Source organism: Mycolicibacterium tusciae (assembly GCF_002086795.1).
Taxonomy (GTDB): domain Bacteria; phylum Actinomycetota; class Actinomycetes; order Mycobacteriales; family Mycobacteriaceae; genus Mycobacterium; species Mycobacterium tusciae.
On record NZ_MVIM01000007.1, the window covers coordinates 75,739 to 88,690 of the forward strand.

15 protein-coding genes are annotated in these 12,952 nt (G+C 66.6%); 7 read left to right on the forward strand and 8 right to left on the reverse strand.

Annotation, left to right across the window (positions count from 1 at the left end):
• The first annotated feature begins 92 nt into the window (after positions 1–92).
• Both BST47_RS14675 and BST47_RS14680 read left to right on the forward strand, forming a co-directional pair.
• A complete protein-coding gene (locus BST47_RS14675) occupies positions 93–641 on the forward strand; it encodes a phage holin family protein (protein ID WP_207568611.1) in 549 nt (182 codons plus the stop codon).
• Complete coding sequence (locus BST47_RS14680; protein ID WP_083126258.1) at positions 641–1,591, forward strand: alpha/beta fold hydrolase; 951 nt, start codon at positions 641–643, stop codon at positions 1,589–1,591. Before BST47_RS14675 ends, BST47_RS14680 begins: the two co-directional genes overlap by 1 nt.
• Here the strand turns inward: BST47_RS14680 and marP are convergent, their stop codons facing one another.
• The 4 genes from marP to nth are packed head-to-tail and all read right to left on the reverse strand — an operon-like array spanning position 1,592 to position 4,974.
• Entirely contained in the window at positions 1,592–2,779 is a 1,188-nt protein-coding gene (gene marP, locus BST47_RS14685; RefSeq protein ID WP_083126259.1) for an acid resistance serine protease MarP, read from the reverse strand. It lies immediately after the preceding gene.
• Positions 2,776–3,558, reverse strand: coding sequence for an NUDIX hydrolase (locus BST47_RS14690; protein WP_083126260.1), 783 nt, complete (start codon positions 3,556–3,558; stop codon positions 2,776–2,778). The genes marP and BST47_RS14690 overlap by 4 nt, the downstream gene beginning before the upstream one ends.
• A complete protein-coding gene (locus BST47_RS14695) occupies positions 3,555–4,202 on the reverse strand; it encodes a TlpA disulfide reductase family protein (RefSeq protein WP_083126261.1) in 648 nt (215 codons plus the stop codon). The genes BST47_RS14690 and BST47_RS14695 overlap by 4 nt, the downstream gene beginning before the upstream one ends.
• A gap of 19 nt (positions 4,203–4,221) precedes the next feature.
• The gene (gene nth / locus BST47_RS14700; protein WP_083126262.1) at positions 4,222–4,974 is read right to left on the reverse strand and encodes an endonuclease III; all 753 of its coding nucleotides are present in this window, start codon (positions 4,972–4,974) and stop codon (positions 4,222–4,224) included.
• Positions 4,975–5,118: 144 nt separating this feature from the next.
• On the opposite strand from nth, the gene BST47_RS14705 reads away from it, so the two are divergent.
• Both BST47_RS14705 and crp read left to right on the forward strand, forming a co-directional pair.
• Positions 5,119–5,412: a hypothetical protein gene (locus BST47_RS14705; protein ID WP_234809735.1), complete on the forward strand. Its 294-nt coding sequence runs from the start codon at positions 5,119–5,121 to the stop codon at positions 5,410–5,412.
• A 125-nt stretch (positions 5,413–5,537) separates the two neighbouring features.
• Positions 5,538–6,212 carry a cAMP-activated global transcriptional regulator CRP gene (gene crp, locus BST47_RS14710; RefSeq protein ID WP_014210546.1) on the forward strand — a complete coding sequence of 225 codons (675 nt, stop codon included), beginning with the start codon at positions 5,538–5,540 and terminating at the stop codon, positions 6,210–6,212.
• Between the two features lie 3 nt (positions 6,213–6,215).
• Here the strand turns inward: crp and BST47_RS14715 are convergent, their stop codons facing one another.
• The 3 genes from BST47_RS14715 to BST47_RS30275 are packed head-to-tail and all read right to left on the reverse strand — an operon-like array spanning position 6,216 to position 7,610.
• Complete coding sequence (locus BST47_RS14715) at positions 6,216–6,992, reverse strand: MBL fold metallo-hydrolase (protein ID WP_083126264.1); 777 nt, start codon at positions 6,990–6,992, stop codon at positions 6,216–6,218.
• 4 nt (positions 6,993–6,996) lie between these two features.
• Positions 6,997–7,452, reverse strand: a complete 456-nt coding sequence (locus BST47_RS14720) for a RidA family protein (RefSeq protein ID WP_083126265.1) — start codon at positions 7,450–7,452, stop codon at positions 6,997–6,999.
• A complete protein-coding gene (locus tag BST47_RS30275) occupies positions 7,449–7,610 on the reverse strand; it encodes a Sp36 family protein (protein WP_006243873.1) in 162 nt (53 codons plus the stop codon). The genes BST47_RS14720 and BST47_RS30275 overlap by 4 nt, the downstream gene beginning before the upstream one ends.
• Before the next feature lie 48 nt (positions 7,611–7,658).
• Between BST47_RS30275 and bagA the strand changes: the two genes are divergently transcribed.
• A complete protein-coding gene (bagA, locus tag BST47_RS14725) occupies positions 7,659–8,678 on the forward strand; it encodes an ATPase BagA (protein WP_083126266.1) in 1,020 nt (339 codons plus the stop codon).
• Positions 8,675–9,805, forward strand: a complete 1,131-nt coding sequence (gene bagB, locus BST47_RS14730; RefSeq protein ID WP_083126268.1) for an ArsA family ATPase — start codon at positions 8,675–8,677, stop codon at positions 9,803–9,805. Before bagA ends, bagB begins: the two co-directional genes overlap by 4 nt.
• Here bagB and BST47_RS14735 read toward each other — a convergent pair.
• Positions 9,802–10,158 (reverse strand): WhiB family transcriptional regulator, encoded by a 357-nt coding sequence (locus tag BST47_RS14735; protein WP_083126269.1) that lies wholly within the window; start codon positions 10,156–10,158, stop codon positions 9,802–9,804. The two genes, bagB and BST47_RS14735, sit on opposite strands and share 4 nt — an antisense overlap.
• Before the next feature lie 297 nt (positions 10,159–10,455).
• On the opposite strand from BST47_RS14735, the gene ponA2 reads away from it, so the two are divergent.
• On the forward strand, positions 10,456–12,927 hold the full coding sequence (gene ponA2 / locus BST47_RS14740) for a transglycosylase/D,D-transpeptidase PonA2 (protein WP_083126270.1): 2,472 nt from the start codon (positions 10,456–10,458) through the stop codon (positions 12,925–12,927).
• Positions 12,928–12,952: the final 25 nt, after the last annotated feature.

The window sequence follows — 12,952 nt, forward strand, 5'->3', positions numbered from 1 at the left end:
GCCCGACCTGCGATCCCATTCGTCGTCCAAGTCTAACGTCGGCCGGAATCGTTTGACTGCGCGCCGCATGGCAACATGAACCGCAGACCGACATGAATGCGGGAGGAATTGTCGTGAGCGATCGCAGGAATGGCGTGCCGACCACCGTGACCTCGATACCACTGGTCGACCCGCATGCTCCCAAGCCCGACCCGTCGATCGGCGACCTCGTCAAAGACGCCACCGCACAGGTGTCCACGCTGGTACGCGCCGAGGTGGAGCTCGCCAAGGCCGAGATCACCCGCGACGTCAAGAAGGGCCTCACGGGCAGCGTTTTCTTCATCCTCGCGCTCGTGGTGCTGTTCTACTCCACCTTCTTTTTCTTCTTCTTCGCCGCCGAGCTGCTCGATACCTGGCTGTGGCGATGGGCGGCCTTCCTGATCGTGTTCGGGGTGATGGTCCTGGTAACCGCGATCTTCGCGCTCCTCGGCTATCTCAAGGTCCGTCGCATCAGGGGACCGCAGAAGACGATCGAATCGGTCAAGGAACTGCCCGAGGCACTGACACCGGGCCACGACAGGGCCGGCGCCGTGGCGATCGAGTCGAACGGCGAAGGAAAGTCCGGCAAGCCGGCGTCGACCTCTGACCCGTCAGGCTGGTAATGCCACCCGATCCGTCGGTCGTTCGGATCGACGGTCCCTGGAACCATCTCCAGGTGCACGCCAATGGAATTCGCTTCCATGTGGTCGAGGCGCGATCCCCGGACTCATCGTCCATACCGGTCACGGAGCGCCCGCTGGTCATCCTGCTGCACGGGTTCGGATCATTCTGGTGGTCATGGCGTCACCAACTCCGCGGGTTGACGGGTGCGCGGGTGGTGGCCGTCGACCTGCGCGGCTACGGCGGCAGTGACAAACCGCCACGCGGTTACGACGGTTGGACGCTGGCCGGCGACACCGCCGGGCTGGTCCGCGCGCTCGGCCACAAGGCCGCGACGCTGGTCGGCCATGCCGACGGCGGCCTGGTCTGCTGGGCGACCGCGGTGCTGCATCCGCGCATGGTCCGGTCGATCGCGGTTGTCAGCTCGCCACATCCGGTCGCACTGCGCGCTTCGGCGCTGACGCGACGAGACCAGGGGCGGGCGCTGCTGCCGTGGATGCTGCGCTACCAGATTCCGGCATGGCCCGAGCACTCCTTGACACGCCACAACGGCGAGGAACTCGAGCGCCTGGTCCGCAGCCGCGCAAGCGAGAAATGGCTTGCCTCCGACGACTTCTCCGAGACGATCTCGCACATGCGGTGTGCGATTCAGATTCCCTCGGCCGCGCATTCGGCGTTGGAATATCAGCGCTGGGCGGTGCGCAGCCAGTTCCGCGGTGAAGGGCGGCGGTTCATGCGCTCGATGCGGCGGCCCATCAACGTACCGGTGCTGCACCTGCGCGGCGACGCCGACCCGTACGTTCTCGCCGACCCGGTGTATCGAACCCAGCACTACGCACCGCATGGCCGCTACGTATCAATCGCCGGCGCAGGGCATTTCGCTCACGAGGAAGCGCCAGAAGCGGTCAACGATCAGCTGTCGCGCTTCGTGGCGCAGGTGTACGGCGCCTGACTAGGTGACGCAGGATCCCGTGGCGACGCGCTGGGTGTTGTTGATCTTGTCGAACTGGCGCCCGACCTCCTCGGCCGTCAGCACGAAGCCGGTGTCGGCGTCGTCTACTGCCGCACCGAAGACCACACCGAGCACCTTGCCGGTGCGGTCGATCATTGGTCCACCCGAATTACCTTGTCGCACACTGCCTCTGACGGTGTACACCTGACGCGTGACGGTGGTGTTGCGGTAGATGTCGGGACCGTTGAGCTCGATGGTCTCACGGATGCGGGCAGGCGTCGCGACGAAGTCGCCACCACCCGGATAACCCATCACGACGGCGTCCGTCCCGGTGGCGGCCTCGCCCTGGGTGAATTCCAGCGGTGTGGCGGTCAAGTCGGGAACGTCGAGGATCGAGATGTCGGCCTGCGGATCGTACGAGACGACGTACGCGTCGTATGTCCGGCCGTCGACCTCGACGGTGGCACTTTCCGCACCGGCGACGACGTGCGCGTTGGACATCACCCGATTCGGCGCCACGACGAATCCGGTGCCCTCGAGCACCTTCTGGCATCCGGGCGCGACACCGCGGATCTTGACCACGCTGGGCCGCGTCGCCGTGACGACGGGGTCGCCCGCAAGCGCGGCGTCAGGAGCGTCGACGGCGACGATCGGGGTGCGGCCGAACGGCTGCAACACGTCGGGCAGGCCGGAGGTGTCCAGCAGCGCCGACAGCCGCGTCGGCACGGACCTCAGCCAGCTCGGCGCGACGTCGTCCACTTCCTTGAGCACCACCGAGCCGCGTACGGCGGCGGCCAGGTTCGGCTGGTCGGAGGTTTGCAGCGGGTAGGTGAGCATCCACGCGGCGACCAGCACGGCGACGATTTGCAGCGCCACCCCGATGGTGGAGTCCAGCGTCCGCACCCCGGGGTTGCGAATGGCGCCCCGCACGGCCCGGCCGAGCACCACGCCCGCGATCTCACCGACGACCACCAGTGCGAGGATCAGGAACAGCGTCACGAAGAGCTTGGTGCGCGGACCCTCGAGGTTGGCGACGACGTGCGGGGCCAGCAGGACACCGGCCACCGCGCCGAGCACCACGCCCACGAAGGACAGCAGCGATCCGAGCGCGCCGGAGCGCCATCCCGACACGGCGGCGATGAACGCCACCGCGAGCACGGCGAGGTCGAGCCATTGCGACGATGTCATGGTTGCGCCTTACCGTAGTCGTCGTCCCGTCCGACTAGCGCCATTGCATCCTCTAGTTCGCGGATGTCGTCGGTGTTCCACGACCGCGCCCAGCCTGCGACGTCGAGCATCGCCGAGACCACCTGCCCAGTGAATCCCCAGACCAGCATCTCGTTCAGCAGGAACGCCGGGCCGGCGGCGCGGCGCGTGTTCTCCTTGCGATAGACCATGATTCGGTTCTCGGGATTGACGAACGCCCGGACCGGGACTCGCGCCACGACCGCCGTTTCGGACTCGTCGATCACCGCCACCGGCCCCGGATCGGGCGAATAGGCGAGCACCGGCACCACGTGAAAGCCCGACGGCGGGATGAACATCCGCTCGAGGGTGGCCAGCGGCTGCAACCGGGCCTGGTCGATGCCGGTCTCCTCGGTGGCCTCGCGCAGCGCGGTGAACACCGGTCCGGTGTCGCCTTGATCGGCGGCCCCACCTGGGAATGCGGCTTGTCCGGCGTGGTGACGCAGGGTGGACGCACGCACGGTCACCAGCAGATCGGCCTCGTCGGGAAGGCCACCGGAGGGTGAATCGGTCGGGCCGGAGAACAGCACCAGCACCGCGGCGTCACGTCGCGCCCCGGTGACGGCGGCCTTCGTGTTCGCGGCGGTGACCATCGCCAGCACCTCGGGAGGCACCCGCCTGCGGTAGGCATGCTTGATGTCTTTGGCGTTGTCGACCAGCGGTTTGAGCCACGATGGGGCCGCATCGGGAACGAGTTCGCTCCCTTCGCTGGCCCAACTCACCCCGGCTCTCCTAACTGTGGGTCGATGGCGGCCGCAATCTCGTCGGCGTCGGCGAAGGACCGCGGCAGGATTGCGGCAACGCTACCGTCCGCACGCAGCACAACCGTCGCGGGCATGACGTTCGGAACCTTCAGCGCGGCCGCAATTCGCCTGCGGCCGTCCTGCAGCGTTGGCAGGTGTACGCCCAGCTCAGCGAGTCGCAGCAGGGCCGCTGTCTCGTTCTCGTCCTGATGCACCGTCAGCACCGTCACCTCCGAACCGACCCGGCGCTGGTACTCGGCCATCGCGGGCAGTTCCTCGGCGCACGGCGCGCACCAGTAGGCCCACAGGTTGAGCACAACCGTGCGGCCCGCGACCGCCTTCGCGACGTCGACGCTGGACCCGTCACCGGCGCATTCCAGGATGATGCCGCGCAATGCCTCCGGACCTTCCCCGGCACCCGTCGTCGGGCATGGCGCCAGGTCGGCGCGGGCGCGAGGTTCGGTCAGCGCCTCCGCGGTGTCGGCGTCGCGCCGGTCGCGGGAGGTGCCCGGACCCGTCGAACCCGACTGGGATTCGTCGCCGCCGAGCTGGGTCCACAGCGCGGCACCGAGGGCGACCACCACGACCATCACGGCCACGGTCCAACGGGTCGAGGTGGTCATCGGTGCGTCGGGACGGCGGCTAGAGACCGGCCAGTGCCAGCAGGTGCTCGGTTTCGGGGCCCTTGACCAGAGGCGCGGCGATCAGCGGGTCGGTGGGGCCGGCGCCGAAGGACGGGCAGTCCTTGGCGAGGACACAGACGCCGCAGGCGGGCTTGCGGGCATGGCAGACGCGGCGGCCGTGGAAGATCACGCGGTGGCTCAGGTCGGTCCACTCACTGCGCTCGATGAGCTCACCGACCGCATGCTCGACCTTCACCGGATCCTCTTCCGTGGTCCATCCCCAGCGCCGGACGAGCCTGCCGAAATGGGTGTCGACGGTGATGCCGGGAATGCCGAAGGCGTTTCCGAGGATGACGTTGGCGGTCTTGCGACCGATGCCGGGCAACGTGACGAGCTCTTCGAGCGTCGCGGGCACCTGTCCGTCGAACCGCTCGACGAGTTCTTGGCCCAACCGCATCAGGGAGTTGGCCTTGTTGCGGTAAAAGCCGGTACGCCGGATCAGTTCCTCCAGCTCGGTGCGGTCGGCCTGCGCATAGTCGAGCGCGGTCCGGTACTTCTTGAACAGCGCGGGGGTCGCGAGGTTGACGCCCTTATCGGTGCTTTGTGCCGACAGAATCGTGGCGACGGCCAACTCGAGCGGATTGGTGAAGTCCAATTCGCAGTACACATGTGGAAATGCCTGTGCCAGCTCACGATTCATTCGCCGCGCCCGACGGACGAGACCAAGGCGGGTCTCACCGTCTCTTTTGCGGGCACGCTTGGGCACAGTCACGAAAACAGCCTACTGATCGGCACCGACAGGCCGTGCCCGAACACTGCGCGGACCGGTGACAATTCGTAATCCCGCTGAGACCTTGGGCGTGTTTACTTCTGCCCTGTGTCTTGGTTGCTCGTGGCCCTAATTCCGGGGCTGCTGATGATGGCGACTTTCGCGCTGGAACGGCTCGAGACGAGCCTGTCCCGCGACACGGTGTCGTCCAGCGACGTGGCAGCGTTTCTCGAACAAGCCGAGGCCGACGACGTCAACACACTTGCGCGAGACGGTATGAGCCGCGCCATCGACAGCCAACATCGGCGATTGCACGGGGAAGCAGCCAAACAGAATGACCGAATACCGGCCGGGGACAATGCTGGTTTGCCGACGCGGGTGTATATCCACAGCGGGATGAATCCTGAATTTCAGCGGACTCGACAACCCAATCGTGTGTAGCGTGGGCTCACGCTGGAGGCGCAATGCCGACAACGTCGGCGGGGCCCACCTCTAGACTGATCTCGCTAACCAATTTGAGGTCGGCTTGCGCATGTCATATCAGCCAACAGCTTAAGAGGGGCAACGTGGACGAGATCCTGGCGCGGGCCGGAATCTTCCAGGGAGTCGAACCCAGCGCCGTTTCAGCGCTGACCAAGCAACTGCAGCCCGTCGACTTCCCACGTGGGCACACCGTGTTCGCAGAGGGGGAACCCGGCGACCGGCTGTACATCATCGTTTCCGGCAAGGTGAAGATCGGCCGCCGCTCGCCCGATGGCCGTGAGAATCTGCTCACGATCATGGGCCCGTCGGACATGTTCGGCGAGCTGTCGATCTTCGACCCCGGTCCGCGGACGTCCAGCGCCACGACGATCACCGACGTACGCGCCGTCTCGATGGACCGCGACGCCCTGCGTGCGTGGATCGCCGACCGCCCGGAGATCGCCGAGCAGTTGTTGCGCGTGCTGGCCCGCCGGCTGCGTCGCACCAACAACAACCTCGCCGACCTGATCTTCACCGACGTGCCCGGCCGCGTGGCCAAGCAGCTGCTGCAGCTGGCCCAGCGCTTCGGCACCCAAGAAGGCGGCGCGCTGCGCGTCACCCACGACCTGACGCAGGAAGAGATCGCTCAGCTCGTCGGCGCATCGCGCGAGACCGTCAACAAGGCGCTCGCCGACTTCGCTCATCGCGGCTGGATTCGTCTGGAAGGCAAGAGCGTTCTGATCTCCGACAGCGAGCGCCTGGCCCGTCGCGCGCGCTGAGGCCTAGGAACGCAGATAGTCAACCTGGGCTTGGACGCTCCATTCCGCTGCGTCCCACAGTTTTTCGTCGACGTCGGTGTACACATGCTCGACGATCTGTCGCGCGGTGACGTCGTCGCCGAGCTCGCGTAGCGCCGCCCGCACCTGGTCGAGTCGCTCCTCGCGATGCGCCAGGTACATATCGCTGACCGCTTCCAGGTCGGCGAGCTCAGGGCCGTGGCCCGGCAGCACCGTCCGGTGGCCGATGCCACGCAGCCGCCGAAGCGATTCCAGGTAGTCCCGCAGGCTGCCGTCTTCCTTGTCGATAACGGTCGTGCCGCGGCCCAGCACGGTATCGGCGGTCAGTACCGCATCGTCGAGCAGAAATGACACTGAATCCGCCGTGTGCCCAGGCGTGGCCACCACCGTGATGCGCAGGCCGGCCGCGTCGATGACCTCACCATCGGTCAACGGTCCACCGAGGCCCCTCAGGAAGCCGCTGCCGACCGAGCGCACCACCGCGCCGGTACGGTCGACGATCTTGTCGATGGCCCCGGTGTGGTCCTCGTGCTTGTGGCTGATGAGCACCAGTGGGATCCTGCCCAGGCCCACGATCAGCTCGATGTGCTCGTCGTCCTCGGGTCCGGGGTCGACGATGACCATCTCGTCGCTGCCCGGCCCCTGCAGCACCCACGTGTTGGTGCCCTCGAGGGTCAGGAGACCGGGGTTGTCGCACAGCAGCACCGCCGCGGTTTCCGTCACCGGACGGAGTTTCTTGTACGCGGGGTGCTCGAGGGTCACGCGCTCACGCGACCTCGAAGATCACTTCGACCTCGACCGGGGCGTCCAGCGGCAGCTCCGAGACGCCGACGGCCGACCGGGCGTGTGCCCCGGCGTCGCCGAAAACCTCACCGAACAGCTGCGACGCCCCGTTGATGACCCCGGGCTGGCCGTTGAAGCCGGGCGCGGAGGCGACGAAGCCCACCACCTTGACCACGCGGGTGACCGAATCGATGCCGACCAGCGAGTGCGCGGCCGCGAGCGCATTGAGCGCGCACACCCGCGCCAGCGCCTTGCCGTCCTCCGGTGTGACCTGGGCGCCCACCTTGCCGGCCTGAAGCAGGCTTCCCGCCTCCATGGGCAGCTGACCGGCGGTGTAGACCAGGTTCCCCGTCCGCGCCGCGGGCACGTAGGCAGCCAGCGGCGGCACCACGTCGGGCAGCGTTATGCCCAGCTCGGCGAGCCTGGCCGACGGGCTCATTTTGGTCGCTTGAGATACGCGACGTGCTGCTCACCCGTCGGTCCTTGGAGTACCGACACCAGCTCCCAGCCGTCTTCTCCCCACTGATCGAGGATCTGTTTGGTCGCGTGCGTGAGCAGCGGAACGGTGGCGTACTCCCAGCGGGTCGGTTCGCTCATGTTGCTGAGCTTATCGGGCAGCCAAGTGCACTTGGTTAGCATGCACGGGTGGGCACCACCTCTGAGGATCGCAGCGGGGTCGGATGGCCGTCGCGCCTGACCAAGGCGCGGCTGCACTTCGTCACCGGCAAGGGCGGAACCGGTAAGTCGACCATCGCCGCCGCATTAGCGCTGGCGCTCGCCGCGGGCGGGCGCAAGGTGCTGCTGGTGGAAGTCGAAGGGCGACAAGGCATTGCGCAGCTGTTCGACGTGCCGCCGCTGCCCTACGAAGAAGTCAAGATCGCCACGGCGGACGGTGGCGGCACCGTCAACGCGCTGGCAATCGACACCGAGGCGGCGTTCCTCGAGTACCTCGACATGTTCTACAACCTGGGCATCGCCGGCCGCGCGATGCGACGGATCGGGGCGGTCGAGTTCGCCACGACCATCGCACCCGGCCTGCGTGACGTGCTGCTCACCGGCAAGATCCGCGAAATCGTCACCCGTGCCGAGAAGGGAAAACAGCCGGTTTACGACGCCGTCGTCGTCGACTCGCCGCCGACGGGCCGTATCTCCCGCTTCCTCGACGTCACCAAGGCCGTTTCGCAACTCGCCAAGGGCGGCCCTGTGCACTCGCAGGCCGAGAGCGTCGTGAAGGTATTGCACTCCGACCTCACCGCCATCCATCTGGTGACGCTGCTCGAAGCGTTACCGATCCAGGAGACGCTGGAGGCCATCGACGAGCTCAAGGAGTTGGGCCTGCCGATCGGCAGTGTCATCGTCAACCGCAACATCCCCTCCTACCTGTCTCCAGATGACCTGACCAAGGCCGCCGAGGGTGTGATCGACGCCGACGCCATACGCGCAGGACTCAACGACGCGGGAATCACGTTGTCCGACAACGACTTCGCGGGGCTGCTGACCGAGACCATCCAGCACGCCACCCGGATCCAGGCGCGTGCCGAGAGCGCCGAGCAACTCGACGCGCTCGACGTGGCCCGTCTGGAGTTGCCGCAGATCTCCGACGGCGTAGATCTCGGTAGCCTCTACGAACTCGCCGAAGCGCTCGCTCACCAGGGGGTCAGATGAGTACGACACCACCCGCACTTGACATGGCCTCGATCCTGGCCGACACGTCCAACCGCGTCGTGGTGTGTTGCGGCGCAGGCGGTGTCGGCAAGACCACCACCGCTGCGGCGATGGCGTTGCGTGCCGCCGAATACGGCCGCACGGTCGTGGTGCTGACCATCGACCCGGCCAAGCGGCTGGCGCAGGCGCTGGGCATCAAGGATCTGGGCAATACGCCACAGCGGGTGCCGTTGGCCCCCGAGGTGTCGGGACAGCTGTACGCGATGATGCTCGACATGCGTCGCACGTTCGACGAAATGGTGATCCAGTACTCCGGAAAAGAACGCGCACAAGAGATTCTGGACAACCAGTTTTATCAAACGGTCGCGACGTCGCTGGCGGGCACGCAGGAATACATGGCGATGGAGAAGCTGGGCCAGCTGCTCTCCGAGGACCGCTGGGACCTCGTCGTCGTCGACACTCCCCCGTCGCGTAACGCGCTCGATTTCCTCGATGCGCCAAAACGGTTGGGCGGCTTCATGGATAGTCGACTGTGGAAGCTGCTGCTGGGACCGGGCCGCGGTATCGGCAAGTTGGTGACGGGCGCGATGGGGCTGGCAATGCGAGCACTCTCGACAGTGCTCGGTTCTCAGATGCTCGGCGATGCGGCGGCTTTCGTGCAGTCGCTGGACGCCACGTTCGGCGGGTTCCGGGAGAAGGCCGACCGCACTTACGAATTGTTGAAGCGCCGGGGCACCCAGTTCGTCGTGGTCTCCGCCGCCGAGCCCGACGCGCTGCGTGAGGCGTCGTTCTTCATCGACCGGCTCTCACAGGAGCACATGCCGCTGTCGGGGCTCATCCTCAACCGCACCCACCCGATGTTGTCGTCGTTGCATGCCGACAAGGCCGACGAGGCCGCGGATGCCATCGAAGCCACCGATCCCGACTCGGTGACCGCGGCGGCGCTGCGGATCCACTCCGACCGCGCGGGACGGTCCAAGCGGGAGATCAGGCTGCTGTCGCGCTTCACGGGCGCCAATCCACATGTGGCGATCGTAGGTGTGCCGTCGTTGCCATTCGACGTCTCCGACCTGGAGGCGTTGCGGGCGATCGCCGATCAGATCACCGGCGAGACACCTGCGGCTTAGACAGCGCTGCGGTGTTTGCGCTGGGCGGCGAAGAACTCGGCCCAGGAAATCACCTCGGGGTGCTGCTTGAGCAGGGCACGGCGCTGGCGTTCAGTCATGCCTCCCCACACACCGAACTCCACCCGGTTGTCGAGCGCATCGGCGCCGCATTCCAGGATCACCGGGCAATGCCTGCAGATCACGGCCGCTTTACGCTGCGCGGCTCCGCGGACGAAAAGCTCATCGGGGTCGGCCTGACGGCAGCGTGCCTGGGAAACCCAGGCGATGCGTGCCTCAGCCTCGGCGCCTTGGACGACACTGGGGGCAGAAATTGTCATGCTTGTCCTCCGCACTGCGGGCCTCGTACCGGACACCAGCGTTCCCCTTCGTTCCGGCCGCCCCCCGACGACGGCTTACTCTCCTGGTGCAGAGCGCGTTAGTGCGTTCTACGTCACGTTGCGACGGTCTAGTGTGACCTGCATCGCACTGTCAGCACAACTTAAGTGGTCAGGACGCTTCTGCGCAATACGTAGAAGGCCACTTTTTTGGGACAACCGTGCAGTCCTTGGCGGAAATTGACGCGCGCGCAGGTCGGAGAGCTAACAAAGTGAGGCGATAACCCGGGAAATCTGCGAATTTTGCTGGCGGAATCCGCTAGCTACTCTGTACCCATGCCGGAGACCCCGCCGTCCCCACCGCCAACCGCGGTCACGGTGATCAAGCTCGCGTGGTGCTGTGTGTTGGCCAGCGTCGTCCTCGCGGCACTGATGTTTCCCGTGGTCGGAGGGTTCGGACTGGTCTCGAACCGGGCCTCGGACGTAGTGGCCAACGGTTCGGCGCAACTGGTGGAGGGTGAGGTGCCGCAGGTGTCGACGATGGTCGACGCCAAGGGCAACGTCATCGCATGGCTGTACAGCCAGCGTCGGTTCGAGGTGCAAAGCGACCAGATCGCCAACACCATGAAACTGGCGATCGTGTCCATCGAGGACAAGCGGTTCGCCGAGCACAACGGCGTGGACGTGCAGGGCACGCTCACCGGTCTTTCCGGTTACCTGTCCGGAAATCTCGACACCCGCGGCGGCTCCACGATCGAGCAGCAGTACGTGAAGAACTACCAATTGCTGGTGATCGCGCAGACCGACGCGGAGAAGCGGGCGGCCATCGAGACCACTCCGGCGCGCAAGTTGCGTGAGATCCGGATGGCCCTGACGCTGGACAAGACCTTCACCAAGCCTGAGATCCTGACCCGCTATCTGAATCTCGTCTCGTTCGGCAACGGCGCGTTCGGTGTGCAGGATGCCGCGCAGACGTACTTCGGCATCAACGCCTCCGAGCTGAACTGGGAACAGGCCGCACTGCTGGCCGGCATGGTGCAGTCGACCAGCACCCTCAATCCGTACACGAATCCCGAGGGTGCCCTGGCCCGTCGCAACGTGGTGCTGGACACCATGATCGAGAACATCCCCGAGGAGGGCGCGGCGCTGCGGGCGGCGAAGGAGAAGCCGCTGGGCGTCCTGCCGGTGCCCAAGGAGTTGCCGCGCGGCTGTATTGCCGCGGGTGATCGCGCGTTCTTCTGCGATTACGCCCTCGAATATCTCGCGCGCGCGGGCATAAGCAAGGATCAGGTCGCCAGGGGCGGCTACCTGATCAAGACCACCCTCGATCCCGATGTGCAGATCCCGGTGAAGGCGGCGGTCAACGAGATCGCCAGTCCCGACCTCGACGGCGTCGCGAGCGTGATGAGCGTGATCAGGCCGGGCAAGGAGTCCCACCCGGTCGTGGCGATGGCGAGCAACCGTACCTACGGCCTGAACCTCGAGGCCGGGGAAACCATGCAGCCCCAGCCCTTCTCGCTGGTCGGCGACGGCGCGGGGTCGGTCTTCAAGATCTTCACCACAGCCGCCGCGATGGACATGGGCATGGGCATCAACGCTCAGCTCGACGCGCCGGCCCGGTTCCAGGCCAAGGGTCTGGGCAGCGGTGGTGCCCGGGGCTGCCCACCCGCGACGTGGTGTGTGCAGAACGGCGGCAACTACCGCGGCACCATGAGCGTCACCGATGCGCTGGCCACGTCGCCGAACACGGCGTTCGCCAAGCTGATCTCGCAGGTGGGTGTGCAGCGCACGGTCGACATGGCGGTCAAGCTCGGTCTGCGTTCCTACGCGTTGCCTGGCACCGCCCGTGACTACGACCCGGAGAGCAACGAAAGCCTGGCCGACTTCGTCAAACGGCAGAATCTCGGCTCGTTCACGCTGGGCCCGATCGAGGTCAACGCGCTGGAGTTGTCGAACGTCGCGGCCACGCTCGCGTCCGGTGGGATGTGGTGCCCGCCGAATCCGATCGCCGAGGTGATCGACCGCGACGGCAAGCAGGTGTCGGTGACCACCGAGACGTGTGAACAGGTCGTGCCCGAGGGGCTGGCCAACACTCTCGCCAATGCGATGAGCAAGGACGACACGGGAGCGGGCACCGCCGCCGGTGCCGCCGGCTCGGTCGGCTGGAATCTTCCGATGTCGGGCAAGACCGGCACCACCGAGGCCAGCCGCTCGGCGGGCTTCCTCGGTTTCACGAACCAGTACGCGGCCGCCAATTACATCTACGACGACTCGCCGGCGCCGGGCGCGTTGTGCTCCTACCCGCTGCGCCAGTGCGGCGGTGACGGCAACCTGTTCGGCGGCAATGAACCCGCGCGGACGTGGTTCACCGCGATGATGCCTATCGCCAACAACTTCGGGCCCGTCACGCTGCCCCCGACCGACCCCCGCTACGTCGATGGCGCGCCGGGCTCGCGGGTGCCCAGTGTCTCCGGGATGAGCGAGAGCACCGCGCGGGAGCGGCTGCGCGACGCGGGATTCCAGGTCGCCAACGAGTCGACGCCGGTGAACAGCACCGCATCCTACGGAGCTGTGGTGGGCACGTCCCCGGCCGGTCAGACGGTGCCCGGATCGATCATCACGATCCAGATCTCCAACGGCATCGCGCCGCCACCGCCTCCCCCACCGCCGGGAGCGATACCGGGTCTGCCACCGCCGGTCGGGCAGACGGTGGTCCAGATTCCTGGACTGCCGCCGATCACGGTGCCGGTGCTGGGTCCGCCACCACCGCCGCCACCACCTCCGGGGGCCCCGCCGCCACCGCCGTGACGGCCTTGTGGTCTGGCCCACGCTG